The 24,868-nt window shown below is 70.9% G+C and carries 25 protein-coding genes and 1 pseudogene; 11 read left to right on the top strand and 15 right to left on the bottom strand.

The genetic code is table 11. The features are described from left to right. Nucleotides 1–32 precede the first annotated feature (32 nt). From AB0A97_RS22420 to AB0A97_RS22400, 5 genes are all read right to left on the bottom strand, one after another. Nucleotides 33–830: a DJ-1/PfpI family protein gene (locus AB0A97_RS22420; protein WP_361152672.1), complete on the bottom strand. Its 798-nt coding sequence runs from the start codon at nucleotides 828–830 to the stop codon at nucleotides 33–35. A gap of 2 nt (nucleotides 831–832) precedes the next feature. After that, the gene (locus AB0A97_RS22415; RefSeq protein WP_361152669.1) at nucleotides 833–1,831 is read right to left on the bottom strand and encodes a DJ-1/PfpI family protein; all 999 of its coding nucleotides are present in this window, start codon (nucleotides 1,829–1,831) and stop codon (nucleotides 833–835) included. A 115-nt stretch (nucleotides 1,832–1,946) separates the two neighbouring features. Beyond that, nucleotides 1,947–3,056 (bottom strand): hypothetical protein, encoded by a 1,110-nt coding sequence (locus AB0A97_RS22410; protein WP_361152667.1) that lies wholly within the window; start codon nucleotides 3,054–3,056, stop codon nucleotides 1,947–1,949. Nucleotides 3,057–3,193: 137 nt separating this feature from the next. Next, the gene (locus AB0A97_RS22405) at nucleotides 3,194–4,036 is read right to left on the bottom strand and encodes a hypothetical protein (protein ID WP_361152665.1); all 843 of its coding nucleotides are present in this window, start codon (nucleotides 4,034–4,036) and stop codon (nucleotides 3,194–3,196) included. Between the two features lie 31 nt (nucleotides 4,037–4,067). Then, nucleotides 4,068–5,165 carry an alpha/beta hydrolase-fold protein gene (locus tag AB0A97_RS22400; RefSeq protein ID WP_361152663.1) on the bottom strand — a complete coding sequence of 366 codons (1,098 nt, stop codon included), beginning with the start codon at nucleotides 5,163–5,165 and terminating at the stop codon, nucleotides 4,068–4,070. A gap of 241 nt (nucleotides 5,166–5,406) precedes the next feature. On the opposite strand from AB0A97_RS22400, the gene AB0A97_RS22395 reads away from it, so the two are divergent. After that, nucleotides 5,407–6,378: a LuxR C-terminal-related transcriptional regulator gene (locus AB0A97_RS22395; protein ID WP_361152661.1), complete on the top strand. Its 972-nt coding sequence runs from the start codon at nucleotides 5,407–5,409 to the stop codon at nucleotides 6,376–6,378. Nucleotides 6,379–7,260: 882 nt separating this feature from the next. Here AB0A97_RS22395 and AB0A97_RS22390 read toward each other — a convergent pair. Both AB0A97_RS22390 and AB0A97_RS22385 read right to left on the bottom strand, forming a co-directional pair. Beyond that, on the bottom strand, nucleotides 7,261–8,796 hold the full coding sequence (locus tag AB0A97_RS22390; protein ID WP_361152658.1) for an AMP-binding protein: 1,536 nt from the start codon (nucleotides 8,794–8,796) through the stop codon (nucleotides 7,261–7,263). A gap of 69 nt (nucleotides 8,797–8,865) precedes the next feature. Further along, nucleotides 8,866–9,699 (bottom strand): hypothetical protein, encoded by an 834-nt coding sequence (locus AB0A97_RS22385; RefSeq protein ID WP_361152656.1) that lies wholly within the window; start codon nucleotides 9,697–9,699, stop codon nucleotides 8,866–8,868. Nucleotides 9,700–9,861: 162 nt separating this feature from the next. On the opposite strand from AB0A97_RS22385, the gene AB0A97_RS22380 reads away from it, so the two are divergent. Together AB0A97_RS22380 and AB0A97_RS22375 are read left to right on the top strand one after the other, a co-directional pair. Next, on the top strand, nucleotides 9,862–10,611 hold the full coding sequence (locus AB0A97_RS22380; protein WP_361152654.1) for a hypothetical protein: 750 nt from the start codon (nucleotides 9,862–9,864) through the stop codon (nucleotides 10,609–10,611). A 140-nt stretch (nucleotides 10,612–10,751) separates the two neighbouring features. Beyond that, complete coding sequence (locus AB0A97_RS22375; protein WP_361152651.1) at nucleotides 10,752–11,147, top strand: STAS domain-containing protein; 396 nt, start codon at nucleotides 10,752–10,754, stop codon at nucleotides 11,145–11,147. Between the two features lie 271 nt (nucleotides 11,148–11,418). Here AB0A97_RS22375 and AB0A97_RS22370 read toward each other — a convergent pair whose 3' ends face one another. Beyond that, a complete protein-coding gene (locus AB0A97_RS22370; RefSeq protein WP_361152727.1) occupies nucleotides 11,419–11,742 on the bottom strand; it encodes an LPXTG cell wall anchor domain-containing protein in 324 nt (107 codons plus the stop codon). Nucleotides 11,743–12,150: 408 nt separating this feature from the next. Continuing rightward, a pseudogene (locus tag AB0A97_RS22365) lies at nucleotides 12,151–12,327 on the bottom strand (chaplin); the annotation flags it as partial. Between the two features lie 667 nt (nucleotides 12,328–12,994). Between AB0A97_RS22365 and AB0A97_RS22360 the strand changes: the two are divergent. Both AB0A97_RS22360 and AB0A97_RS22355 read left to right on the top strand, forming a co-directional pair. After that, on the top strand, nucleotides 12,995–13,456 hold the full coding sequence (locus AB0A97_RS22360; RefSeq protein WP_361152649.1) for a lamin tail domain-containing protein: 462 nt from the start codon (nucleotides 12,995–12,997) through the stop codon (nucleotides 13,454–13,456). 212 nt (nucleotides 13,457–13,668) lie between these two features. Beyond that, nucleotides 13,669–14,169: a hypothetical protein gene (locus AB0A97_RS22355; protein WP_361152647.1), complete on the top strand. Its 501-nt coding sequence runs from the start codon at nucleotides 13,669–13,671 to the stop codon at nucleotides 14,167–14,169. A 32-nt stretch (nucleotides 14,170–14,201) separates the two neighbouring features. Here AB0A97_RS22355 and AB0A97_RS22350 read toward each other — a convergent pair whose 3' ends face one another. Then, the gene (locus AB0A97_RS22350) at nucleotides 14,202–14,927 is read right to left on the bottom strand and encodes a GAF domain-containing protein (RefSeq protein WP_361152645.1); all 726 of its coding nucleotides are present in this window, start codon (nucleotides 14,925–14,927) and stop codon (nucleotides 14,202–14,204) included. Between the two features lie 169 nt (nucleotides 14,928–15,096). Between AB0A97_RS22350 and AB0A97_RS22345 the strand changes: the two genes are divergently transcribed. After that, nucleotides 15,097–15,429 (top strand): hypothetical protein, encoded by a 333-nt coding sequence (locus tag AB0A97_RS22345; RefSeq protein WP_361152643.1) that lies wholly within the window; start codon nucleotides 15,097–15,099, stop codon nucleotides 15,427–15,429. A 531-nt stretch (nucleotides 15,430–15,960) separates the two neighbouring features. Here AB0A97_RS22345 and AB0A97_RS22340 read toward each other — a convergent pair. Both AB0A97_RS22340 and AB0A97_RS22335 read right to left on the bottom strand, forming a co-directional pair. Then, a complete protein-coding gene (locus AB0A97_RS22340; RefSeq protein ID WP_361152641.1) occupies nucleotides 15,961–16,725 on the bottom strand; it encodes a GNAT family N-acetyltransferase in 765 nt (254 codons plus the stop codon). A gap of 579 nt (nucleotides 16,726–17,304) precedes the next feature. Continuing rightward, entirely contained in the window at nucleotides 17,305–17,541 is a 237-nt protein-coding gene (locus AB0A97_RS22335) for a hypothetical protein (protein ID WP_361152638.1), read from the bottom strand. Nucleotides 17,542–17,612: 71 nt separating this feature from the next. On the opposite strand from AB0A97_RS22335, the gene AB0A97_RS22330 reads away from it, so the two are divergent. Next, on the top strand, nucleotides 17,613–18,269 hold the full coding sequence (locus AB0A97_RS22330) for a TetR family transcriptional regulator C-terminal domain-containing protein (protein WP_361152635.1): 657 nt from the start codon (nucleotides 17,613–17,615) through the stop codon (nucleotides 18,267–18,269). 90 nt (nucleotides 18,270–18,359) lie between these two features. On the opposite strand, the gene AB0A97_RS22325 is transcribed toward AB0A97_RS22330, so the two are convergent. Together AB0A97_RS22325 and AB0A97_RS22320 are read right to left on the bottom strand one after the other, a co-directional pair. Next, entirely contained in the window at nucleotides 18,360–18,977 is a 618-nt protein-coding gene (locus tag AB0A97_RS22325; protein WP_361152633.1) for a TOPRIM nucleotidyl transferase/hydrolase domain-containing protein, read from the bottom strand. A 57-nt stretch (nucleotides 18,978–19,034) separates the two neighbouring features. Beyond that, nucleotides 19,035–19,730 carry a TetR/AcrR family transcriptional regulator gene (locus tag AB0A97_RS22320; RefSeq protein WP_361152630.1) on the bottom strand — a complete coding sequence of 232 codons (696 nt, stop codon included), beginning with the start codon at nucleotides 19,728–19,730 and terminating at the stop codon, nucleotides 19,035–19,037. A 98-nt stretch (nucleotides 19,731–19,828) separates the two neighbouring features. Between AB0A97_RS22320 and AB0A97_RS22315 the strand changes: the two genes are divergently transcribed. From AB0A97_RS22315 to AB0A97_RS22300, 4 genes are all read left to right on the top strand, one after another. Beyond that, a complete protein-coding gene (locus tag AB0A97_RS22315; RefSeq protein ID WP_361152627.1) occupies nucleotides 19,829–21,049 on the top strand; it encodes a cytochrome P450 in 1,221 nt (406 codons plus the stop codon). Between the two features lie 34 nt (nucleotides 21,050–21,083). Further along, nucleotides 21,084–21,296 carry a ferredoxin gene (locus AB0A97_RS22310; protein ID WP_361152725.1) on the top strand — a complete coding sequence of 71 codons (213 nt, stop codon included), beginning with the start codon at nucleotides 21,084–21,086 and terminating at the stop codon, nucleotides 21,294–21,296. A 291-nt stretch (nucleotides 21,297–21,587) separates the two neighbouring features. Further along, entirely contained in the window at nucleotides 21,588–22,685 is a 1,098-nt protein-coding gene (locus tag AB0A97_RS22305) for an LPXTG cell wall anchor domain-containing protein (protein ID WP_361152625.1), read from the top strand. Nucleotides 22,686–22,747: 62 nt separating this feature from the next. Further along, complete coding sequence (locus tag AB0A97_RS22300) at nucleotides 22,748–23,335, top strand: hypothetical protein (RefSeq protein ID WP_361152622.1); 588 nt, start codon at nucleotides 22,748–22,750, stop codon at nucleotides 23,333–23,335. Between the two features lie 66 nt (nucleotides 23,336–23,401). Here AB0A97_RS22300 and AB0A97_RS22295 read toward each other — a convergent pair whose 3' ends face one another. Next, on the bottom strand, nucleotides 23,402–24,619 hold the full coding sequence (locus tag AB0A97_RS22295; protein WP_361152723.1) for a HAMP domain-containing sensor histidine kinase: 1,218 nt from the start codon (nucleotides 24,617–24,619) through the stop codon (nucleotides 23,402–23,404). Nucleotides 24,620–24,868: the final 249 nt, after the last annotated feature.

Genomic DNA, 24,868 nt, shown 5'->3' with positions numbered 1-24,868 from the left:
CTCTTCACCGTGGTGCTGCGGCTGGGCGAAGGTCAGACAGATGATCCGAAAGAAGCGGTCTGTGACGCGGCAAGCAGTTCCAACGCGCGTTGCTTCAACTGAGCGTCGGCGTTCGCGGCGTTGCCGGAGTCGAAGGGCGGGTCGGGGGCGTATTCGACGGCGAGCTGGATCGCTCGCGCCGTGTCCTCTCCCGCGATCAGGCAGGCGAGGTAGAGGGCCATGTCCACGCCCGCCGACACACCGGCCGCGGTGATGATCTTCCCGCTGCGTACATACCGCTGGGGCAGGTATGTCACGCCGAAGGCTGACTGCAGGTACTCGGCGGAAGCCCAGTAGGTCGTGGCCCGCTTGCCTTCCAGAAGCCCGGCCGCGGCCAGAATGAGGCTTCCGGTGCACACCGAAGTGGTCCAGACGCTGTGCCGGTGCATCTCCCGGATCCAGCCCAGCAGCGCCTTGTTGTTCATCGCGCCGAGGGTGCCGCGGTTGCCCGCGCCCGGTACGAGCAGGACGTCGAGCCGGTCGACCTCGGCGATGGAGCGGTCGGCGACCACGGCCACGTCACGGGTGTCGGTACGGACCGCACCCCGCTTCTCGGCGATCATCGTCACGGACGCACCCGGCAACCGTGCCAGGATTTCGGCCGGTCCGGTGGGGTCCAGCAGGCTGTAGCCGTCGTACAGGAGGATGCCGACGTGCGGCGCGCCCGGTGGCGGCGCGGCGTGTGCCGTGGCGGCGTGTGCCGTGCCGGCCAGGGCCGGCCCCGCGGCGGCGAGCACGGCAGTGGCCGCGCTGCCGCGCAGCATATTTCTGCGTGACGTCGAAGGTGTCATGGTCAGGGAGTGTGCCGCCCCGGAACCGGGCGGGCGGGCGGCATGTCCGGCATCTTGCGCATCCTGTCCCCGGTGACCCCATAGCGGCTCGACAACGCCTGGCGCAGCGTTTCCGATGAGGTGAAGCCGCAGCGGCGGGCGATCGCCGCCATGGGCAGTGCGCTGGATCTCACCAGGTGGGCCGCGGCTTCGGTGCGCGCGGCGCGTACGGTGCGTGCCGGAGTGGTGCCGAGGCAGGCGGTGAACAGACGGGTCAGATGCCGGGTGCTGATGCCCGCCCGGGCCGCCAGGGCCGCTGGGCTCAGGTCCTCGGTCAGATGACCGTTGATGTAGCCGGTCAGATCCCGTACCAGCCGGTCCTGCGGCGGAGGGCCGGCCAGGAAGACGGAGATCTGGGCCTGGTCGGCCGGCCGGTGCAGATGGGTGACGAGTTCCCGGGCCACGGCGCGGGCCAGCGTCGGCCCGTGATCGTCCTCAAGGAGCGACAGCGTGAGGTCCAGTGCGCTGGTGACTCCGGCCGACGTGTAGATGTTGCCGTCGCGTATGCACAAGGGCGCTACGTCCACCGCCACCGTCGGGTGGCGCTCAGCCAGTCGGCTGCCCCACCCCCAATGGGTCGTCACCCTGCGGTGCTTCAGCAGACCGGCAGCGGCCAGCACGTAGGCCCCGGTGCACACTGCCGCCACCCGCCGGCTGCGTCCGGCCAGTCTGCGCACCTGCTCCAGCAGCAGCTCGTCCGCCGCCGCGTCCTCACAGCCGACACCGCCCACGACGATCAGCGTGTCCAGGCGGCCGGTCACCGTCCCCAGTTCCCGCTGCGCCCCCAGGGCGATCCCGGACGAGGTGTGGACAGCCCGGCGGCCGAGCGTTCCCAGCTCGATGGAGTAGGGCGGTGCCGCGCCGTAGCGGTTGGCGATGTCCAAAGCGCCGCTCGGGCAGGCGATGTCGAGAATCTGCGCACCGTCGTATCCCACGATCAGAACGCGCCGTTGGTCAGTCATACACCCGATAGCAGCACATCCGCCGACTCCGCCCGGGCGGAGTCGGCGGATGGGTGGAGCAATCCCGCTGCTACGGCCTCGCCGGCCCTTCACGGTGTCGGGCGCGTCGGCGGGCCTATGCCCGGCTCGCCGCCTGCGCGGCGTCGTAGACGGCCTGCTCCTCGGTTCCGAAATGGGTGGAACTCATGTTGGGGCCCTGCACCCAGCCGAGGATGCCGATGATCTGGGAGGGGTCGTCGTAGCGGGAGAAGACCCCGACCTGGAGGCCCGCACCGGTGGTGGGGTCGAAGTTCTGCAACAGGGCGCCGCCGCTGCAGCCGGGCGACTGGGCGCCGGCCATCACGTCGTTGTAGTAGACGGGGTCGTTGCGGGTGGTGCCCTGGGTCACCATGAGGCTGCGGCCGTCGAAGGTCCGCTGGAGTGGCGCGGGGACGTTGCCGGGGCGGTAGTAGTTGCGTTCGTTGATGGTCGGGTAGCCGAAGATGTGATTGCTCTGGTTCTGCGGCTGGCTGAAGCCGACCTGTTGTCCTCCGGTGACCTCGCCGATCGGGCGCGGGTCGTCGGGGTTGGCCACCAGGACCGCGGCCATGTCACGTCCCAGCAGCCAGTCGGCGCTCTGGCTCCAGGTGTTGGTGATCCACTGGCGGGTCACTCCCCAGACTCCGTACGGGGCGATGTCCTTGCCGGGCAGTTGGGTGCTGGACGGATCGCGGGGCAGGTTCGCTCCGTTGAAGCCCGGTACGAAGACCATGTTGGTGGCGACGACATTGCCGAAGCCCACATTGATCGGGGTGTGGATGCGCAGGCAGTGGGCGGCGGTCAGCACGACGCTGCGGTTGGCGCTGCTGACGACGTTGCCGGAGCACGAGGACGTCGAGACGGCGCCGGTCTCCACGTCCGTGTACTCCATGAAGATCTTTCCGGCGGTGCGGGAGATGAGTCCGTGCTTGCGCGGCCACGGCTTGCTGAGGTCGTCCCAGCCTCCCGGCGGCGCGGTGGCGTCCCGGTCCTCGTTGTTGAGGCCGGCGTCGGCCATCTTTCCGAGGGTCCAGTACTCCACCTCGGCCCGGAGCCTCTTCTGGTAGTCGGGGCCGGCCGGGACCAGCGGGCTGAGCTCGAAGGCGGGAACTGCGGCCGCGCGTGCCGGGGGCGCCGCCGTGGTGAGCAGCGTGGCCACCAGCGCGAGCAGGCCGAGTACGGCGGTGATCACACGTCTGGACGGCATGGTGATGAGCAAGGCTCTCCCCTCCTGGGGCTCCTGGGGCGGTCCGTGGAGACGGGTCCGGTGGATGACCTGAGCGGCTTCTTCGGCCCGGCGGTACTGTGCGGGGCGCACCGGGGCGGGACGCGCCGGGGCGGGCCTCACGGGTTGGCGGTCACTTCGAAGCCCGCGCCGAAGACGCCGGCCGGCGCCGCGCGGTCGCGGGTGCGCAGGTCGGCGAGGATGTTGGCCGAGCTGGTGTACTCGAACGGCGGCAGGGACAGGGTGATCGCCTTGGTGATCCCGGCCCAGGGGCCGGAAGCCTGGAAGTTGTTGTCCTGGGAGGGAAGCTCGGTTCCCGGCACGTGCCAGATCGCCGGGCCGCCCGAGTCACCGGTCAGGTTCGCGGCCGCGGACCGGTAGATGCCGCCGGTGTTGTCCATGATGGTGCCGAACCACACACCCGTCTGGCCCGAGACGATGAGCTCGTTGTCGCCGGTGGCGAGCAGCCGCTCGGTGTCGAGTGCGGGGTGCGGGGCGTTCGGGCTGGGGGTCCCGTCGGGGACTTTCACCTCGCCGGTCTGCTTGAGGTAGGGGCCCTGCGAGGAGAGCGTCACCTGCGGAACCAGCTCGATGACCATGTAGTCCTTGGTCATGTGGCCGGTGCCCGAGCCCTCGGGGTCCTTGAAGTAGCGCACGTACCCGATCGGGCCGAACTCGGTGTCCGCCCGGTCGTACACGGGCGCTACATCGTCGGGGATCTCGCGGTCCGCGTACGTGCCGTCGGGGTCCTTGAGGCAGTGGCCCGCCGACATGGCGATGTGGTGGCCGTACTTGTCCGTGCCCACGGCGCCGATGGTGCAGAAGGCGAACGGCAGCGACGGACTGAAGAGGATCTGCATGCCGTTGTGGACGCGCTTGCCCGCCTCGGCCCGGGCGGCGCCGACCGCCACGGTCCAGATGACCGTGAGGCTCAGCAGCAGTATGCCCAGTCGTCTGATCATGTGCGCAGTCCTGTCTGTCGGGAGCGGAAGGTCAGGCAGATGCCGCGAAGGCCGCTTCGAGCCGCGGGACGAAGTCCACGAGGTCCTGCGCCCAGCAGCCGCTGGTGTGGCCGCCGTCGCACGCGGTGCCCCAGCCGGACCCGTCGCCGTAGTCCACGTAGTGCGCGGGATGTCCGAGGGCGTCCAGCCGCTCCTTGGCGTGCTGGGAGGCCGACTGCACCCAGAACTCGGGCTCGGAGGCACTGCCCTTGCCGTTGCCGGTGTAGATCGACACGCCCGTCCCGGCCCGGGCCAGGACGTCCATGTGTGAGACCGGGTCCGCCTCGTTCCAGCGCCAGTCGGCGCCCAGGATCGGGTACGGCGTGCCGAAGATGGCGTCGCTGGACACCGGGGGCCCGAAATCGAGGCTGCACGTGGGGTTGGAGCTGCCGCACAGCGGAGCGCCGATATTGGTGAGCGTGGCGACGACGGCCGCGCGCATGACGGCGTGGTTCATCGAGAGCTCGTTGGCACCGGAGAGTGTGGCGACCTGGCTGAACAGGCCGGGGTGCCGCTGGGCGTAGTGCAGGGCGCCGAAGCCCCCCATCGACAGGCCGGCGACGGCGCGCCCCTTCTTGTTCGCGTCGGTGCGCAGGTTGGCGTCGATGAACGGGATCACCTGGCTGATGTGGAAGTTCTCCCAGTTCTGCGCGCCGGCGACGGTGTCCTGGTCGAGCCAGTTGGCGTACCAGCCCCGACGGCCGCCGTCCGGAATGACCGTGATCATCGACTGCGCCGCGGTGAGAGCGGGGTAGGCCAGGTTCGGGTTGCCCGGGTCGTCGGACGCGCCGTGCAGGAAGTACAGCACCGGGTAGCGCTTCTCGGGGCGGTCGGCGTAGTCGCCGGGCAGCAGTACCCGGATGCGGTGTTCACCGGCGACCTCGGGCGTGGTCACGGTGATGACGAAGTTGGTGGCTGAGCCGGTGGCGCCGCCGACCTGGGTCAGGCCGAAACCGTCGCTCATCTCCGGGGGCTTCGGGCCCGCTGCCTCGGCCCGGGGGGAAGGGGCGCCCAGCAGAAGGAGGGCTGCGGCCACGGCGACGACTGCTGCCTTCGCGCGCAGGAGCCGGGCGGGCAGAGCTGATCTCATCAGGTGTCCTCGGGTGGGCTGGAGGCCAGGTGTCCTCGGTGGGCTGGAGGCCAGATGTCCTCGGGGTGGGGTGAAGGCCATGGGGCGGGTGGTTCAGCCAGTCACCGGGAATCACACCGCAACGCCCCGCGTGGCGCCATAGGCCCAGGTGGCGCAGTTGGGCCACTGGCGCGAGTGCGCTACGTACGCAGTACGCTCCGGGAGCCGGACGGACCGGCCTCGGTACGGCGAGGGGGAAGTCGTGCGCGACGTGCTGGACCCGCACTCCGACCGCGGACGGGTCTACCGGCTTCTGGTCAGTCACCCGCACGAGTCCGCCGCACGGCTGGCGGCCCGGGCCGGCCTGAGCGAGACCGCCGTCCGTACGGTGCTCAAGGAACTCGCCGCCGAGAACGTCGTCGTCACGACGGCCCCCGAGGCTGCGGATGCCTCCTGGGAGGCGGCGCCGCCCACGCAGGTCGTCGAGGCGCTGCTCCAGCGCGATGACGCCTTGCGCACAGCATTGCGCCAGACCGGTACCGAGCTGGAACGGCTCTACCGTTTCGCCAGGAGGGACGCCGGCCACTACGGCGCGCTGGAAGTCGTCGAGGACCCCGCGCGCATGCTGGCGGTCAGTCGGCAGCTCCAGCAGTCAGCGCGCCGGCAGATCCGGGTCATCGACGTGCCGCCGTACTCCGGCACGGCCGAGCACTACCGCGCGCAGGAAACGCTGCAGCGTGAGCGGATGGCCGCCGGTGTCGTCTACCGCGCCATCTACCACGGCTCCGCGTTCGACGACCCCATCGCGTGGCCCAACATGGCCCGCATGATCGAGGCGGGGGAACAGGCACGGACCCTGGACGATCCACCCATGAAGCTGGCCATCTGCGACAGCGATCTGGTGGTGGTCACCCTCGCCGCCGACGACCACTGCGAGGTCGTGTCCCTGCTGATCCGTCCGTCCAGCCTGTCCCAGGCGCTGTCCAACGTCTTCGAGACCCTGTGGAGACTCGCTGTTCCGGTCTCGGCAGCGGGTATCGGTACGCAGATCGACGCCCGGGACCGTCAGATCCTCACACTCATGGCCAGCGGTGCCACCGACGACGCGATCGCCAGGCACCTGGGGGTGGGCCGCCGCACCGTCGTACGGCGCGTCTCCGCGCTCCTGGACAGACTGGGCGCCACCACCCGTTTCCAGGCAGGGGTCCAGGCGGCACGACGCGGCTGGCTCTGAGAGCACCGACCGACCGGCCCGAGATGGCAGCAACCGCGCGATACGGCTTGCCTCTTGCTCGGTGGTCGCGGTGCGGACGGAGGCCGGGCTTCCGTGGTGAAGTTCTGGCCGTCGTTGCAGACCAGGCTGCCGTCTGTACGCTGCGTCGCCCGTGCCCGCTTCACCGAGGTACTGGATGCGGCGGTGCGCCGGTCGGCTGGAACAGGGTGCCCTGAGAAGAGTCTTCGGGGGAAGAGAGCGAACCTTGTGAGTGACATGTGACACCTGCCTCTACGCCGAAGGCGACCCGACAACCGCATCGACACCAAGGGGGCCTTCTCCCTGTCGAACCTTCTCCTAGGCATGGGCAGCGCGGCGCTCGCGGTCGGAACCGCAGGCGCGGCGGTAACCTCCGCACCGGCTCGCAAGGCGATCGTTGGCTGTGCGCCCACCATCGCAGAGGCAGGCGGAGCGCTCGTCGCGGCTGGTGCCCGGAGAAGTTCCTCTCCAAGGCATTCTCATGTCTCCAGCGACCCATCGCAGGGCCACCCCCATAGCGGCCCTAGCCATCCTCATTGCCCTCGGAATCGCCATCGGCAGCACCACCGATATCGGGATCTCCACCGCCCTGCTGGTAGAAGGCGGGGGCCTGTTGGTCGTGGCTGCGGTCATCGGCCTCTCTGGACGTCTCAGGAGGTAACCTCGCGCCCACGACCTGGGCGGCCTGAGACCTCCTGCCGATGGCATACATCTGGCGACAACTCCTGACCCACAAGTGGTCACGCCTCGACGCAGGCTCTTGACCAGCACGCGGTCCAGGCGTCGGAACCAGGCAGATGCCAGCGTTCCCATCGGACACGGAGGTCTTCCGCAGGACGGAGCCCGCAGGCACCCGGCACGACGTCAGCGGCCGTCCGAAGCGGCCCTGTCCTTGAGCGCCTGCCTGTCGACCTTGCCGTTACGGGTCACGGGCAGGCGCGCGACGACATCGACGGACTCCGGCACCATGTGGTCCAGCCCCAGCTCGGCCCGTACGTGGGCACGCAGGGCGGCGGGGTCGACGGGGGCGTCCGGATGCGGGGTGACGGTCGCGTGCACCCGCTCGCCGTCGCCCCCGTCCGGGACGCCGAAGACCGCCGCCGTACGGACGGACGGGTGGCTCAGCAACACCTCCTCCACGACCCGGGGATAGATCCGCATCCCCGACGCGTGCATGATCACTTCGTTCTTCCTGGCCTTCAGGAAGAGGGTGCCGGACGCGTCCAGACTGCCGATGTCCCCGGTGCGCAGCCAGCCGTCCCGGATCACCTCCGCCGTGGTGGCCGGATGGCCGAGGTAGCCCGCCATCACACCCGGGCCACGAACCCACACCTCCCCCGCCCGGCCCGCCGGCAGCCGCTGTCCGCCCTCGTCGCGTACCTCGACGCGCACGCCGGGGACCGGGCGGCCGGCCCCGGCCAGACTGTGCGGGCGGTCGGCGTGGTGTTCGCCGGGCTGGAGCAAGGTCACCACGCCCGCTTCGGTCAGGCCGTAGATGTGCTGCAGCACCGGGCCGAGACGGGCGAGGGCCTGTTGTTGACGGCGCAGCGGGGTGGGCGCGGCGCCGTAGCCGAGGCAGCGCAAGGAGGAATGATCGGTCACAGGAAGAGCCGGGTGGTCCAGGAGCTGGTACATCAGGGGCGAGGTCAGCACCAGCGCGTTGACGCGCTCCACGGCGACCGTCTCCAGGACCGCGCCGGGGTCGAATCCGTCGTGGAGCACCACGGTGCCTCCCGACAGGAGGGTGGGCAGCGCGAAGTGCCCGCTGATGTGGCTCATGGGTGTGCACACCAGCCGCCGTTCGCCGGGAACGGCCAGCCCGTGGCGGCCCACGAGCACGGTCAGGGCGTCGTACAGGCCGTGCGTGTGCACGACTGCTTTGGGCAGGCCCGTCGTGCCGCCCGTGCACAGCAAGGTCCGTACCCGCTCGACGGGCGCCGCGGGCAGTGGTCCGGGCTCGGCCGGCCGCGCGGCAGCCTCCGCCGCCAGGTCGCGGCAGGACGGTGCCGGGCCCAGGGACAGCAGCTCACCGATGCCGGCCGTCGCGGCCAGCGCCCGGGCGGCCGCGGCATGGCCGGGGGCGAAGACCAGCGCTCCCGCGCGGCTGTGCCGCAGCAGTTCCTCCCGCTCGGCGTTGGTCGCCCCCGGCGCCAGCAGGGCCAACTGGTACCCGAGCAGGTGGGTGGCGAGCTGGACGGCGACGACCTCCGGGCGGTTGTCCGCGAGGACGGCGACTCCGTCCCGCGCGCCGGGCGAGGAACGCAGGACGGCCGCGACGCCACGGACGGTCCGCGCCAACTGTCCGTACGTCCAGCGCCGGTCACCGTGGACCAACGCCTCGCGGCGCTCCCACGGGCCGTCAGCGGCTCGCATCAACCCCGCGGCGTAGTGCACTCCCATACCGTCCTCCGTCGCCGTCGCCGTCGCCGTCGCCGTCGCTGCCTGCTCGGCCTTCACCGTCCCGCATCACTACGGAGTCTGGCCCCTGGAAGAACGGCGTGCACGGGGGACGGCCGCGATGCTGCCCGCGACCACCGTGGTGACCAGTCCGGCCAATTGCAGTACGACGCCTCCGAAGCCGACCGGGTCGCCCGGGTCGGTCAGCGCCGCGAGGGATTCGGGATTGGAGAGCAGCCCGACGATGAAGGCCGTGCTCAGCGCAACGCTCAGCATGGGCATGAACCGGCCGGGCACCAGCGCGACGAGCAGAGCCAGCACGGCGAACATGGCCGGCCCCGGGCCGTCCCAGCGCAGCCCTTCGGGTGCCGCGTCGCCGATCGCGTCCGCCAGCATGCCCGCGACGGCGAACCACACGGCGGTACGGCGCGGATTCCGCGCGCTGAGCGGCTTGACGAGAGGTGCGGTCCGCTGACGGCGGTTGTGCCGAATGGCGAACCCGGCGGCCACCGACGACGACGCGAGACCCAGCAGCATCACGGCGTTGCCGGCGGCCAGCGCGGAGTTCGCGCTGGCGAGGTTGGCGGCCAGTTGTCCGCCGACCAGCCCGCCGATCGTGATCCACAAGGAGAGCAGCACCGCCGCAAGCGGTGACCAGGGCGTCCGCCGGTCCACCCAGACGATCACCGCGGCCGCCCCGATGTAGATGAGGCCGGGCGGGAATCCTGGGAACAGCGCGGGTTCGGCGAGCCATTGCACCACGATGCCCGCGGACGCCAGCACCTGACCGCCGATCGTCCCGGCCGTGGCGGGCGGGAGCGAGCGTAAGGACGACGGCGGAGAGGCGCGGGCCGGGACGTGGGTGCGGGTGCCGGTACGGGAAAGGTCGTGCGGTGAGTTCGTCATAGCCTTGAGCTTCGGCCGGTACGGTCCGGCGGGCATCCGTCGGTGGAAGGCCGTCGGCGTACTCCCGCGGACGCAGCCGGGCGGCCGTCCGTCATGGGGCGGAGCGCGGGAGGACTCCGGCGCGGCGCCCGGCACAGCGTCCGGCACGGCTTCCATACGTCCGTGGCGTCAGCGGCCTCCATGGCCGCCGTGGCCACTGTGGCCGCCGTGGCCACCAGTAGGTTCGAGGCCATGTCGATGCTGTCCTTCCCGCTCACTCCCTCCTACCTCGACGACCTGCTGGAGCTCGCTGACGTCCCGTGGTGCTGCGATGCCTTCGACGCGGCCTTCCAACGCCGCGGCTGGGCCCGCCCGGCCACCGGCGGTGAACCCGCCGTCGGATGGCTGGACCACTGGCCGCTCGGTGCCCCGGACCCGTTGTCCTGGCATGTGCTGCTCGGCGAACACCCGGGCTGCTCGAAAACCGACGACCGGAGCGTCGCGTGCGACGAACCGGAATGCCACGAGGACTCCTTCCTCGCTTTTCCGCTGGCCTACGCGGCGATCGGGCTGACCGGATCCGGAACCGGGGAGCCGGTCGATCCGCGGGAACTGTGGGGCGATCCGCTTCCCTCCGCAGGCGTGTACAAGGCGCGTGCCACGCGGGAGGAATTCCTCGCCTGCTACGACCGTGCCGCGCACCTGCTCCAGGCCCGGCTGGGCACACCGCTCCCCACGCCGCCGCCCGTACAGTCGGACCCTCCCGAGCGACAGATTTCCTGGAGCCGCGGGAAGAGCCTGGTCAGCCTGTTCCTCGTCGACAACGTGTACAACTACAGCCAGGACGACTGGGTAGGCATCGACATCCGACCGCTCAGCCGAGTCTTCCGGGGCGAGGTGGAGGCTCGGCCGGCTTCGCCCCGGTGGGCGTAGGAAAAGTCGTCCTGATGGGGCGGGGTGGCGCCGGTGGGGGTGGGTATGCCAAAGGCACGGTAAGCGCGTTGTGCCGTCAGGGGCCGCGCGCTCTTGGCGGTCGAGGCGTCCAACTCTGTGTACGGAAGGCCGCCAACCCGTTGACCCGACCCGCTCTTTACCACCTGCTCCTCCTGCCTGACGGCTCCTGGGACGCGGTGGAGTGCCTGGCCGCCATGATCCGCCGCCGTGCCACGGTGCCCACCGTGATCGTCGATGTGTCGGCGGTCCACCGGCTGACCATCGATGCGCTGGCCGTCCTGGTCCGCAAGGCCATGCGGCTGCACACGGTCGGCGGTGCGCTGCTGCTGGCCGGCCCGCATCCCGCCGTACGCAAGCTCATCCAGCGCACCGCGACCGGCCCCCTGCTGCCCGTCTTCACGGGCAGTGCCGCCGCCGTTCGCGCGCTGGCCCAGGACGGCCGCGTCTGGCACCGGACGGAGCTGGCTTCCGGGCGGGGCACGCTCTTCCCCGACCCGCCGGTAGGGCACTGCTGAGAACACCCGGTGCCGGTCGTGTGAAGGGTGCGGTGGGGCGCGTTGCCGACTGTGGCGCACGGTCGTTGGCCCGGCGTGGAGGTCATCGTCGCGGGCATCGCAGACATCGCAGGCATCGCAGGCGCTGCGGGCATGGCAGGCGGAAAGGCAGCCGACGGCAACGGCGCGGACGGGACGTCGGTATCTCGCCCTGGCGGTCCCCGGCCGAGGCCGGGAACCGCCGTAGCGGCTGGTGGAGGAGGTGCGTCAGGACGTCAGACGCGCCGGGACGTCACGCGCGCGAGGTACGGCTGCGGCGGAAGAGCACCGCACCACCGAGCAGGAGCGCCGCGCCCGTGGCGGCCGTGGCACCGGCGTGACTGCTTCCCGTGTGCGCGAGGGTCGGCAGGTGGGCGTCCTGCGCGCTGTGCTCAACCTGCTGCCCCTTGCCGCCGGCCGGTGCCGCCGCGGACGACGGCCGGCTGTGCTGCGCCGCGGGCTCGGTCCGGGAGTCCACCGCGCCGGCCACCTCGGCCGGAGGCCGCTGCCCGGGCAGTCGGGGGTCGGAGGGCGGCCGGTGACCGCCCGGCCCCGGAGTGCCGGGAGTCTCGTGCACGGGAGGCCGGTGCCCCGGAGGCTGATGGCCGGGGGGCTTGTGGCCCGGGGGCTGGTGCCCAGGAGGCTGGTGGCTATCGGGCGGCTGGTGCCCCGGGGGCTTGTGGCCCGGGGGCTTGTGGCCCGGGGGCTTGTGGCCCGGGGGCTTGTGGCCAGGAGGCTGGTGACTGCCGGGCGGCTGGTGACCAGGCGGCTTGGTCCCCGGAGGCTTGTGACCAGGAGGCTTGTGCCCAGGTGGCTGGTGACTGCCGGGCGGCTTGTGACCCGGAGGCTTGGTCCCCGGAGGCTTGTGACCAGGCGGCTGGTGGCTACCGGGCGGCTTGTGACCCGGAGGCTTGGTCCCCGGGGGCTGGTGCCCCGGAGGCTTGTGGCCGGATGGCGGGTGATGTCCGCCGGGGTTGGCGCAGGTGTTGCCGAAAGCGGGGTTGAGCAGGCCGATGACGTCGACGGTGTTGCCGCAGAGGTTCACCGGCACGTGCACGGGCGCCTGGAGCAGGTTGCCCGCGATCACGCCCGGAGACCCGACGGAGGCCCCTTGCGCCCCGGCGTCGGCGTGGGCGGCACTCGCCCCCACGCCGGTCAGCATCCCGGTCGCCGTCGCGGCGACCAGCACGCTTCGTTTCACGATGTGTTGCACGTGTGGTCCTTCATCTTTCCGAAGGTGACGAACCGGGCGCCCACCGTTGACCGGGCACCCGCATCCCGAAAGGGATACCGCCCAGCACCCGGGACCGGGTAGCGCCGCCCGAAGGGCGAACACCCGGTCACTCCCGCTTCGTTGGTCAACCGCGACGGAGACGGGCAGCGGCGCTGAGCGCGTCGTATCGGACCAAACGAGTGATCCGCCCGAAGGAAACGCACGACTTTTTCGACTCCCGTGCACCGAAACGGTTCTCCGGCCGGCCGCGACTCCCTTACGAACCCTCCTCCGCATGGACACGCGTTCGCCACGACCGACCGCTCCCCTGCACGCCCGTACGGATCACCACACCCAACGACACCGGGACCACCGAGCCCCCAGGTCAGGAGCGCGTGCACGGCGGCGTGTCGGGGGCGCGCGAGGGCCGGTCGCGCGCCGAGGCGTACACCACGGGCACGGCGCGGGTGTGCGAATGTCCGTGTTGTGTAAAGGACGGTCGCCTCTTCAACCACGGGCCGCCGAGCGGGCGCACAGTGATGTCCGCCCGGCAGCAGTCCGGGCGTCGAGTCACACCGGCCCCGCCGTGTGCGGGACCGCCCGCAGGAGGTTCGTCATGTTCCGTTCCGCTCGTACGGCCGCCGTCGCTCTCGGCTCGGCCGCCCTGGTCGCCGTCGCAGCACTGCCCGCCGCCGCCACCGACGCGCACACGCTGCCGGCCAAGCACCGTTCCCCCGTCGTGATCGGCGCCGTGCAGGCCGACAGCCCCGGCCGCGACGACGGCTCCAACCGGTCCTTGAACGCCGAGTGGGTCACCGTCAAGAACACCGGACGCCGCGCGGTCGACCTCGACGGCTGGTCCCTGACCAGCGAGCGCACCCACCAGACCTACCGCTTCCGCCACCTGCGCCTCGGCGCCCACCAGGAAGTACGGGTCCACACCGGCAAGGGCCGCGACACCTGGCGCGACGTCCACCAGAACCGCCGCGACTACGTCTGGCACAACCACCGCGACACCGCCACCCTGCGCGACAACCACCGCCACGTGATCGACATCGAACGCTGGGGCCGCCGCTGACCATCGCGCCCGGGACCGCCGGCCGACGGCCCCGGGCGCCCAGGTGCGCCGCGGCCAAGAGGAGGGCCGCGGCGCACCGTCCTCGTCTGCGGCTGGGGCCTGAGGGGCTCCCGCGACTCATGATGGCAAGCTGGAGCGGCAGGAACAGGGCATCGGCACCCCGACAAACACGTTCCTCCACGTCCTTCACACGCCAAACCAGGGAAAAACCGTTGATACTGCTACAGGGGAGTGGCACCGCACTGTCCGGGCGGCTGCTGTACTCGGAATCGGAGTACAGCTTCCGGTACATCGTCGCCGACCGGGCGGACATGACCGGACGGGTCGGCCCCGACGGAGTGGCCAGCCTGTCGATCGGCACGCTCCAGGTCGAGGTCGGTGCGACGACACGGCAGCTCCTGTTCGTCTGGGGGCTGCACCCCCGGCAGAACTGGATCACATCGCCGCTCGGCACGCCGGACGCCCGGCCGGGACGGCTGACCGTCGGCCCGCGCGAGGGAGAGTTCGTGGCGGGCGAGGCTCGCGACCTGGATCCCGGCACGTCCTGGACGGCCGCGTGGCCCACCCGGTTCGATCCGGGCAGCGGTTGGCTCCGTATGTCCCAGGACGAGTCCGCGGACGACGACCTGACGCAGATCGCCGACGGAATCGTCGTCGGCCGGCTCGCCGGCAGCCTCCACTCCCTCTGGCTCCACCCGGAGTTCACCGCGTAACGGCGTGCGTCGCGTACGGCGCCTGGCCACCGCTAACCCTCTTCGTGCGGCCACCCGCGGCGGTGCCTCAGCACCTCGCGGGCGAGGGCGGGCAGGGGGCGGCCGGTGGTGAAGGCGCTCGCGCGCAGGCGTGCCAGGGCTTCGCTGACCGAGATGCCCAGGAGGCCGGCCAGTGCGCCGGCGGCGCGGTAAGTGGTACCCCAGTGATCGTCGATGAGCCGGGCCGGACGCCAGGGCAAGGGGGCGTCCCTGTCGAAATACGGCAGGCACCGGTCGGCTATGACGGCGGCCGTCTCCCCCAGCACCTGCATGGTGTCGTCGAGCGTGGGGTCGTCCAGACGCAGAGGCCGGTACCGCAGACAGTCGGCCGTGGCGAGGGTGCGTGGGCCGAGCATGAGGGGGAAAGCGCAGACAGCGGCGGCGTGTTCGAGTTCCTCGTGCAGGCGGGGAGCGAAGAAGGGATACGGCATGGGGTGCGCCTGGACATCCGGGTAGAGCACCGGGCGGCCGGTGGCCGCCGCCTCCGGGCCAGGGCCTTCTCCCGTCTCGTACTGCACTTCCTCCAAGCGCAGGGCGGCCGGTCCGGTTGTCGCGAGCAGTTGGCGATCGGCCGGTGTGGTGGCCAGACACAAGGACACGTCGTCCACCGGCAGGCCGTGGCGGATCGCCGCGCACAGCCGTTGCGGGAGGCGGGTGTCGTCGCGTTCACGGGCCGCCGCACGGACCAGGCGGGCCGTCCTGTTGCCGAACGGTGTCACGGTCTCCCTCCGGGAAGCGTCGGTTCCTGTTTCCCCGAGTGCCCGTCTCGTCCAGGAAGCGAACCGGTCACTTCGCGGGAAATTCAGCGCACTGCGCGGCGCGATAACGTGGGACGTGCCGCAGATGTACGGGGGAAAGCGGCATCACCGACATCGTTATGGAGCACTTGTGGGGATCGAGCTGGAACTTCACTCCGGACGGCCTGCGCGCAGCAAGGCGTCCGAAGCCACCCTGTTGCAAGGGTCCTACGGGCACGGTGAAGCTTTGGCGGATGCTCTGGGGCCGTTCGACCGGTCCGGTCCCGGCAAACTGGCTTGGGTGGACCCTTACGGTGACACGCTGTTCAACGAACAGGAAGCGGAAGCCGCGCTGCCGGAAGCCGCCGCTCTTTTCGAGCGGCGTTCGGACGCGTCGCAGAAGGCAGCTCTCCAGGACCTCATGGCATTTCTGAAGAGGTGCGCGGAAACGCCGGGAAGTCATCTGTGGTTCATGGGTGACTAGCCGAAAGCCGGGCGGCACGGCGCCGCCCGGCGGAAGGCCCGGATCGAGCGGGCTACGGAGTGGTGAACAGCCACCACGAGGTCGTGCCGTTCTGCGCGCAGAAGAACGACTGCCACTGACCGGCTTGCTGGCCCTGGTTTCCGGCGACCCAGCAGACTTCGAAGCTCGCATACGGACCGTAGGTCGCCGTGGGACCATGTACCGCTGCCGGAACGGCGGTCGCAGCCCGGGCGGCGGAACCGGAGACCTGCGGGGCTGCCGTCGCGGCCGACGGCAGTGCGAAAGCCGCGGAGGTCAGAACGACCACGGATACACCGCGCAGCATTTTCCTGAGCATGAAGACTCCCCCTCGTCGTCATCCGTGACAGGGGCGACCCTAGGCCCGTCGCGCGCAGCCGCACGATCACCCACACGGGTAACCTGCTTTCGGTGGGCCGTCTTGGGAAGCACAGGAATTCGCCCCGGCGCACCACCGCTTTCCACGCCCCCGCGCACACGCCTGCCGGCACCACGTTCCCCATCGTGCGGCGCTCAAGGAGTAATGGCGTATTCGGTGAATGTTCCGCAGGTGCGGAATCCCAGCCGCCGGTAGACGGGCTCGCCGTCCGCCGACGCTTGCAGGACGGCGGTCCGGTATCCCTCGTCGCGGGCGGCGTGGAGCGTGGCGAGCGTGATGGCGCCTCCGTAGCCGCGTCGGCGATGCGTGGCGAGGGTCGCGATGTTGTAGATCCCTGCCACGTCGGCGTGCAGGAAGACCTCTGCCGAGCAGACCGGTCGGCCCTCCAGGTAGCCGATCAGGTACCGGGCCGGGCTGTCGGCGGCGAGGGCCCACTGGGCGGTTTCGGCGTAGAACTGCCGGACGGTGGCGGCCGGCGGGTCCCACAGCGTGGCGAGCACCCTGGCGTAGTCGGCAAGGTGCTCCCGGGTGGTCACCGGGCGGATGTCGAGGCGGCCGGTGTGCGGCCGCGGTGGGGCCTCGCGGAGGTCCAGCCACATGCCCGCCTCGGTCTCCGAGGCGCTCAGCCCCGCGGACTCCAGGTGCGCGGACAGGTCGGCCGGCGTCGAGGCAGGGCCCACCCACCACGAGAAGGGCCGGCCGGTGGCGGTGAGTTCCCGGACGGTCCGGCGGACGCGTCGCGGTGCGGCATCCGCGGTGAATCGCGCCGCTGCGACGATGTTGAAGGTGTCGTCGGCCAGCCCGCTGTCGGCGATCAGGAGGTCACCCGCCTCGACGACCGCCGCGCCGTCCAGACGCCGGTGCAGATGGCAGGCGTGCTCGGCCAGATTGCGTTCCATTCTGAGCTGCAGATCTGCCGGGCCGGCCGCCGGGGGGTGCGATGGGTTCGGTGGAGACATGGTGCTCCTATGCAACACCTTGGGTCGCGTGCCGGCATCTGAATTGTCCGCCGGCCCTGGTCGAGGTGCGGCCTTCATGCCACCACAGCCTTCGTGGCGCGGCGGGTCCGTCAGGCAGGCGGTGCGTTCCTGGTCGTCCAGGACGTCACCGATCCGCCGCGCGTCGGCGCCGTGGTAGGCGGTGCCGCACGCGGCGCCGGATCTTGTACTGGTCGTCACCGGTCGGGAAGAAGCATTGCCGCGCCGCTCCCCCACCTCGCGGGAACGCCGGGCCGGTGCTGCCCGCGCGTTCGGGTGCCGTCTTGGGGCGCACCGCGCGGCGCCGGGGCCAGGCGAAGATCAGGAGGAGGGAGTGCGGGAGAGTCGAAGAATCCTTTCGCCGAGCCTCGTACGGCGGCGGGCGGTTCCCGTCACCCACGTCAGCGTCACGCGGGCATTGTCGCGTCGGGACCTGTCGGGCCGGTCATCGGGCCGGCAAGAGGGGGTGTGGAAGTCCCGACGGCTCCGGTCCGGGAGTCGTCATCGCCGGCCGTCCCGACGCCGCGATCCCGGCTCCCCGCTCCCGCCGCCCTCGAACCGGCGGGCAGCGGCGCGCAGCCCGGCCTTCACCGCGGGATCCGCGCAGCGGCGTACTGCGGCGAGTCCGCCCCTGCGCCGGAGGGCCAGGGCAATGGCGAAGACCAGTAACGCCAGCACCACGAGGCCGCCGACGATCAGGCCGACCCTGATGAGCATGAGATGGAAGTACGTCTCCACGGAGCACTCTCCCTCGATGTATCACGCCTGTGATACATCCCGTTGTATCACAGGCGTGATAGAAAGGCGGCATGCCCCGACACGTGGACCCGGAGGCGCGCCGTCGCCTCGTCGTCGACGCGCTGTTCCGCGTCGTCGTCCGCGACGGTCTGCAGCGCGCCTCGCTGCGCGCCGTCGCCGACGAGGCCCGGCTCAACATCGGTTCACTGCGGCACTACTTCGACAGCCAGCAGGACCTGATGCGCTTCGCCATGCAGTCGATGCTCGACCGGGTCGAACGCCGCCTGCTCGAACACGTCGAGCGGATCGGAGACCTGGGGCGGCACCCCCGCCCCGAACAGCTCCGGCTCACCGCCGGGTTCCTGGCCGAGCTGCTGCCGCTCGACGAACGCCGCCGTGCCGAGGTCACCGTCTTCCTGGACTTCAACACCGCGGCCCGTACCGACCCGGCCTTCGGCGACCTGTCGCGCCGGACCGCCGAAGGCACCAGCAACCTGGTGCGCCGCGCGCTCACGCGGCTCGTCGCGACAGAGGCCCTGCGGCCCGGCCTCGACATCGGCATCGAGACCGAGCGGCTGACGGCACTTCTGGACGGGCTCGGCCTCAGAGCGGTCCTGCACCCCGCGAGCCTGTCCCCGCGCACCTGTGCCGACGTGCTGGCCGCCCATCTCGGCGAGCTGTCGCTGCCTGCCGCGGGCACCGACTCGGACTCGACGCGGACCGCGTAGCGGCGTACGCCAGGTACACGGTGCACGGCACCTGAGCGCGCCACCCCGCACGGTGACGCTCGGGCCCGGGCGGCGGCCCCGCCCCGTCGTTCACAGAATCCTGAGGAGGTCGTCGAGCGGGGCCGGCACCCGTTCGGGGCCGAGGGCCGCCACGAGGAGACGGCCGTAGCGGATCTTGCGGCCTTTCTTCGTGCCGAGGAAGCGCCGCAACTGCTGGTGCCGGGGCCGGCCGTGCTGTGCGGGCTGGCGCAGGAAGGTCTGCCAGGCGCGCAGGTCGCCCTCGGCCCGTACGATCTCCTCGGCCCGCGCCGTGCCCAGCGTGCGGATCAGCTCGTCCTCCAGGTCCGTCACGCAGACGAAGAATCCGGTGCCCGGCACCCGTGCCCGTTTCAGGCCGCGCTCGTAGAACCGCTGCTCGCCCTCGTCGCACAGTCCGGCCAGGCGCAGGCCGAGGCCGGGCGGACCGAGGAGTCCGGCGTAGCGGCCGACGCACATCGCCCCGCCCATCGGGAGGACGCACACCCCCTCGGCGGCTAGGTCCCGGCCCCGCCGTTCGGCCAGCGCCTCAACGGCCGCGTGGTCGCTAGGCCCTTCCAGCAGTACCGCCGTCCGCACTCCCAGGCGCACGGCCAGATCACTCGCGGGCCCGGCCGGACCACCGCCGGCCCAGCCGCCGACCGCGTCCCGGAACGCGCGCATGTCCGCCATGGAGCGAGTCTGCGCCTCCGCCGACGGCGCGGCACGGGATTTTCGGTGGACCGGCGGTCACCGCTCCTCGCGCGGTCCGCCGGAGCGGGGCGTCAGCCTCGGAGCCGGGGCCAGGACCAACGGCAGGTAGACATCGTCGATGATCTCGATGATGGTCTCGTCCTCCACCGGGGCCCCGAAGAGCAGGAACTCGTTGCGGAGCAGGTCGGTGGCGACGCTGGCCCGCCGTGAGACCGGTACCCACTCCTCGACCTCACCGCGCTCGACGGCCCGCCGCAGGATGGTCCGGACCGCCACCGGACCGACGGTGTGGATGCGTTCACGGATCAGCCGGGCGAACTCGGGGTCGCGGGTCAGGTCCACCAGCAGGCCGCGCATGATGCCGCCGATCGGACTGTCCATCTTGGCGGACACCTGCCGCAGCAGGGCGATCATGTCGGCGCGCAGCGTGCCGGTGTCGGGCAGTTCGAGGCCGGACAGGCCGCGCGCCTGCCAGGCGTCCAGGGCCAGTTCGGCGCGCCCGGTCCACCGGCGGTACAGGACGGCCTTGCTCGTACGGGCGCGGACGGCGACGCGCTCCATGGTCAGCGCGGCGTAGCCCACCTCGGCCAGTTCGTCGAACGCCGCCATCAGGATGGCGTGTTCGAGTTCCTCGCCGCGGCGTCGCGGCCCTTTGCGGTGGTCGGCGGCCGGCGGGGCGGGCCGGTCGTCGGCGTTCGAAGACAGCGTGGCTCCTTGGAGTGTGCACAGCATGCCGAGAGGACGTTGCGTTCTCTAAGGGAGCACTCTAGCCTCCAAGTTAGAGAACTGACCGTTCTTTAAAGAGGCTGTCAGCACCTTCAAGGGGACCGATGACCGAGACCTCCGCAACGCTCCGTACGACCGACGCCCCCGCCTTCCCCAGCAACCGCACCTGCCCGTACCAATTACCCGCTTCCTACGCCCGGCTGCGCGACGAGCAGGACGCGCTGCGGCCGGTGACCCTCTACGACGGCCGACGGGCCTGGGTGGTCACCAAGCACGAGACCGCCCGCAAGCTGCTCGCCGATCCCCGGCTGTCCTCCGACCGCAACCACCCGACCTTCCCGCTCATCTCCCCACGCCTGGAGGCGCTGCGCGACCGCCGGCCCGCCTTCATCGGCATGGACCCGCCCGAGCACGGCAAGCGGCGCCGGATGACGATCAGTGAGTTCACCGTCAAGCGCATCAAGGGCATGCGCCCGGACGTCGAACGCATCGTCCACGGGTTCCTCGACGACATGCTCGCGGCAGGCCCGCCCGCCGACCTGGTCAGCCAGTTCGCGCTGCCGGTGCCCTCGATGGTGATCTGCCAGTTGCTGGGCGTCCCGTACGCCGATCACGACTTCTTCCAGGACGCCAGCAAGCGCCTGGTGCAGTCCACGAGCGTGGAGGACGCGACCGGTGCGCGCGACGACCTGGAGCGGTACCTGGACGAGCTGATCACCGGCCTGGCGGCCGAGCCCGGGTCCGGCCTGCTCAGCGCGCTGGTCCACCGGCAGCTCGCGGAGGGCACGATCGACCGCGGAGAACTGATCTCCAACGCCCTGCTCCTGCTCATCGCCGGCCACGAGACCACCGCGTCGATGACCTCCCTCAGCGTCATCACCCTGCTCGACCACCCCGACCAACTGGCCGCCCTGCGGGCCGATCCGGCGCTCGTCCCCGGCGCCGTCGAAGAACTGCTGCGCTACCTCGCCATCGCCGACGTCGCGGGCAGCCGGGTCGCCACCGCCGACATCGAGATCGGCGGGCAGCTGATCCGGGCCGGCGAGGGCGTGATCGTCACCAACTCCATCGCCAACCGCGACGCGGAGGTCTTCCGCGATCCCGACACCTTCGACATCCACCGCTCGGCCCGGCACCATCTCTCGTTCGGCTACGGCGTCCACCAGTGCCTCGGCCAGAACCTGGCCCGGCTCGAACTGGAGATCATCCTGACCGCGCTGTTCGAGCGCATCCCCACCCTGCGACTGGCCACCCCGGTCGAGCGCCTGGAACTGCGCCCCGGCACCACCATCCAGGGCGTCAACGAACTCCCCGTCACCTGGTGACCGGGACCGAGGAGGTGGAGAAGAGGTGGAACCGATGAAGGTGACCGCCGACCGAGCGGTCTGCGTCGGCGCCGGAATGTGCGCGCTGACCGCGCCCGACGTCTTCGACCAGGACGAGGACGGCATCGTCACCGTACTCGTCCCCGAGCCCGGCGACGACCACCGGGACGCCGCCCTCGAAGCCGGGATGCTGTGTCCGTCCGGCGCGCTGCGGGTGGAGGAACAGAGAGGAACAGCGGCGGAATGACGGCGAAGCCGGAGTCCGTCCGGCTTCGGTGAAGCTCGCCGATCACTTGCCACGGCCGCCGGCGCAGGGCGGGGCCCGAGGGTGGGTGGTCGGCGTTTCCGCATGTGACGGTGCACCGGCCGCGTTACGTACGTAACCGTCGGCCCCCCAGGTTTCACCTACGCAACATCTACCTGCCCCTTTACTCAAGCACGTTGAGTACACAACCGATCCCCCGCACAGTCCGTCAGGATAGGTGGACAGATGCTCATGCCACCCGAAGTGGCACTTGGGATTCGAGAGGTGTGCTGGATGAAGATACGCCGTGCCCTGACGGCCGCCGCGGCGGCCGCCGTACTAGCACCCGTCGCCGTCATGGCCGCGCCCGCCGCGTTCGCGACGGAGCCGGCGCCCGGGGCCGGTGTCCGTACCCCTGCCTCCGCCGACTCCACGGAAGCCGAGACCCCGGACAAGACCGGCACAAGCAACAAGGCCGACAAGGGTGATAGCAAAGACGAGAAGGACAAGGTTGCCGATAAGACCGGCAAGGCCGACGAGGCGGGCAAGGACGGCAAGGCCACGGGTACCGGTCCTGCCGCCGGTGAGGGGAAGGCCCCCAAGGGCGACGAAGGCACGAAGGGCTCCGACGGCACCAAGGGGGGCGAGAGCACCGAAGGCCAGGACCAGACCTGCGCGTTCGCGTCCGACCAGCTTCGGGTGGCGGTCAACAAGGTACCCGCCCAACTGGTCGCGGGCGGCGCCTGGACGCGGTTCACCATGACGCTCGACAACACCACCGGCAAGGCCATGGAGCAGGTGCAGCCGTTCCTGCACGTGTCGTCCTCGCAGGACGTCGACCGGCCGTACTGGGAGCTGGACACCGAGTACCGCGACATCAAGACGGGCACCTGGAAGACTTTCCACGACGCGGAGACGCGGACCCTGTTCGGCTCCTTCGCGATCGGCGCGCACAAGAGCGTCACGCTGGAGCTGCGTACCCGTGTGGTGAAGAACGCCAAGCCCGGCTCCGGCTTCATGCTCGCCGCGGGCGACTACCGCAACCGCGACGGTTCCTGCGGCTCGGCCAAGGAGACCTGGGTCGACTTCAAGATGCTGCCCGCCGGCAGCAAGCCCACGCAGCCCCCGGCCACGAAGCCGGGCCAGTCCGGCAAGCCGGGCGGCGACGCGGCCCAGACCGGCCAGAACGCCACGCACGGCGGTGCCACCGGTGGCTCCGACGGTGGTGCCGGGCCGCAGGGCGGTCAGCTCGCGCAGACCGGCTCCCCCACCGCACTGCCGACCGTCGCGCTCGCCGGCGGTGCCGCGATGGCGGTCGGCGCGGGAGCCGTGTTCGGGTCGCGTCGGCGCCGGGGCGCGGCAGCTCAGGGCGGCACGGACGCCACCGCGTGAGCGGCGGGACCGCGCCCCTCACGATCCGCGAACGAACGAAGAAGTACGAGAAAGAGGTTTCCATGAAGATACGCCGTGCCCTTTCGGCCTCGGTGGCGACGGCCGTCCTGCTCCCGGTGGCGCTGGCCGCGGCGCCCGTCGCGCAAGCGGCTCCCGCCGCGGAGATGCCGGACTGCCACGAGATCGGGGGGCACCACAACCAGGCGTTCGTGGGCCGGTCCTTCGGCGTACCCGAGACGATCACCCTCGGGAACGAGTGGAAGCCCTTCAACGCCACCCTCACCAACACCTCGACGAAGGAGATGAAGTCCTTCAGCCTCAGCGCCCGGGTGAGCAACCACGTCTACAACCCGGGTGAGCGCTACCTGAGCCCCTACGCCGACCTGCAGTACTGGGACCCGGCGCAGAAGGCGTGGAAGACGCTGCGCGAAGGCGATGTCGCCTCGGGCGCCATCCCGGCGCCCAAGACGCTCAAGCCGCGTGAATCCGTCCACGTGCAGTTGCGGTTCAGGGTCCGGGAAGGGCTGCCCCTGGAGCAGGCGTACGACGCGTTCGCCTATCTGACCGGCACCTTCGTCGACCGGTACAACGGCATGGACTGCACGGTGAGTGATTCCGCCGGGGACACCTTCGCCATTGTGGGCAAGTAGGTCACCGGCCCGTAGACGGCCCGGCAGCCCTGTACCCGGCCGGTCCTCCGGCCGGGTACGGGCTTCTCACAGCGGCAGGACGACGCGGACGGTCAGTCCGCCGCCCTCGCGGGGCGTCGCCGTGGTGGTGCCGTCGTGCGCGCGTACCGCCGAGCGCACGATGGACAGGCCGAGGCCGACGCCCTTGTCGCTGCCGGTGCGTTCCGTCCGCAGGCGCCGGAACGGCTCGAAGAGGTTCTCCACCTCGTAGGCCGGGACGGCCGGGCCGGTGTTGGAGACCACCAGCACCGCACAGCCCGGCTGCGGCTCGGTGATCACCTCGATCCATCCGTCCCGGGGGACGTTGTAGCGCACCGCGTTCTGCACGAGGTTGAGCGCGATGCGCTCCAGCAGCACGCCGTTGCCCTGCACGAACGCCTGCCGGCGCACGCCGCGGATCTCCACACCCTTGGCCTGCGCCTCGGTGCGGGCCTGGTCGACGGCCTGCGAGGCCACCTCGGCCAGATCCACCGGCTTCTTGTCCACGATCTTGTTCTCGCTGCGGGCCAGCAGCAGCAGACCCTCGACGAGCTGCTCACTGCGCTCGTTGGTCGCCAGCAGCGTCTTGCCCAGCTGCGCCAGCTCCGGCGAGGCGTCCGGGTCGGCGAGCTGGACCTCCAGCAGCGTCCGGTTGATCGCCAGCGGCGTGCGCAGCTCGTGCGAGGCGTTGGCGACGAAACGGCGCTGCGACTCGAAGGCCCGGTCCAGCCGGTCCAGCATCTCGTCGAAGGTGTCCGCCAGCTCCTTGAGCTCGTCGTCCGGCCCGCCCAGCTCGATCCGGCGGTGCAGGTCCGAGCCCGCCACCCGCTGCGCGGTACGGGTGATCCGGCCCAGCGGCGACAGGACGCGCCCCGCCATCGCGTACCCGAAGGCGAACGCGACGACGGTCAGGCCCAGCAGCGCCAGCAGCGAACGGTTGAGAAAGGTCTGGAGCACCGAGGCACGCTGCTCGCGGAGGCAGTTGCTGATGGCCGCGTTGATGTCGTCGACCGTGGCGACGGACTGGAGGTCCCGGCAGTTCACGTTGCCCAGGCTGATGTCCGTACCGAAGACCTGGAACTCCGGGGTGCCCTCCTTGAGGGTGTTCGCCGCGAACATGTAGATGATCGCGAGCAGCACGACGCCGGCCATCAGGAACATGCCGCCGTACAGCAGCGTGAGCCGTATCCGGATGGTCGGCCGGAGCCATCGCACCGGGTGGAGCGCGGGCTCCGGACCGACGGAAGGTTTCGGCGGCAGGGCCACCGGCGGGTGCGGCTCGGCGGGGACGGTCACGGCGGTCAGCCCCGGCAGCCCCGCAGAACGGACAGGGCAACCGATATGGGGACGGGGACGGGAAACGAGCCCACTGCTGATCCTTCCTCAGGTGGTGCGCAGTACGGCAGTAAACGGCAGTACGGCAGTACGCGGCGGTGAAAACCCTGCCCATCCTGCACGGAAGTGCGGTAAATCGGCAGTAAGCATCGGGCGGCCGAACGGTCCGCGCCACCGCTC

The organism is Streptomyces sp. NPDC045470 (genome assembly GCF_040646595.1).
Taxonomy (GTDB): domain Bacteria; phylum Actinomycetota; class Actinomycetes; order Streptomycetales; family Streptomycetaceae; genus Streptomyces.
Note: the sequence above shows the minus strand (reverse complement) of the source record. Positions and strands in the feature narration are given on the sequence as shown.

Coding starts and splice junctions, on each gene's coding strand:
- AB0A97_RS22310 (WP_361152725.1), top strand. CDS start 21,084: ATGAAGGTGACCGCCGACCGAGCGGTCTGCGTCGGCGCCGGAATGTGC.
- AB0A97_RS22300 (WP_361152622.1), top strand. CDS start 22,748: ATGAAGATACGCCGTGCCCTTTCGGCCTCGGTGGCGACGGCCGTCCTG.
- AB0A97_RS22415 (WP_361152669.1), bottom strand. CDS start 1,831: ATGACTGACCAACGGCGCGTTCTGATCGTGGGATACGACGGTGCGCAG.
- AB0A97_RS22420 (WP_361152672.1), bottom strand. CDS start 830: ATGACACCTTCGACGTCACGCAGAAATATGCTGCGCGGCAGCGCGGCC.
- AB0A97_RS22315 (WP_361152627.1), top strand. CDS start 19,829: ATGACCGAGACCTCCGCAACGCTCCGTACGACCGACGCCCCCGCCTTC.
- AB0A97_RS22305 (WP_361152625.1), top strand. CDS start 21,588: ATGAAGATACGCCGTGCCCTGACGGCCGCCGCGGCGGCCGCCGTACTA.
- AB0A97_RS22400 (WP_361152663.1), bottom strand. CDS start 5,165: ATGAGATCAGCTCTGCCCGCCCGGCTCCTGCGCGCGAAGGCAGCAGTC.
- AB0A97_RS22320 (WP_361152630.1), bottom strand. CDS start 19,730: ATGCTGTGCACACTCCAAGGAGCCACGCTGTCTTCGAACGCCGACGAC.
- AB0A97_RS22330 (WP_361152635.1), top strand. CDS start 17,613: ATGCCCCGACACGTGGACCCGGAGGCGCGCCGTCGCCTCGTCGTCGAC.
- AB0A97_RS22340 (WP_361152641.1), bottom strand. CDS start 16,725: ATGGAACGCAATCTGGCCGAGCACGCCTGCCATCTGCACCGGCGTCTG.
- AB0A97_RS22390 (WP_361152658.1), bottom strand. CDS start 8,796: ATGGGAGTGCACTACGCCGCGGGGTTGATGCGAGCCGCTGACGGCCCG.
- AB0A97_RS22325 (WP_361152633.1), bottom strand. CDS start 18,977: ATGGCGGACATGCGCGCGTTCCGGGACGCGGTCGGCGGCTGGGCCGGC.
- AB0A97_RS22385 (WP_361152656.1), bottom strand. CDS start 9,699: ATGACGAACTCACCGCACGACCTTTCCCGTACCGGCACCCGCACCCAC.
- AB0A97_RS22405 (WP_361152665.1), bottom strand. CDS start 4,036: ATGATCAGACGACTGGGCATACTGCTGCTGAGCCTCACGGTCATCTGG.
- AB0A97_RS22410 (WP_361152667.1), bottom strand. CDS start 3,056: ATGCCGTCCAGACGTGTGATCACCGCCGTACTCGGCCTGCTCGCGCTG.
- AB0A97_RS22360 (WP_361152649.1), top strand. CDS start 12,995: ATGTTCCGTTCCGCTCGTACGGCCGCCGTCGCTCTCGGCTCGGCCGCC.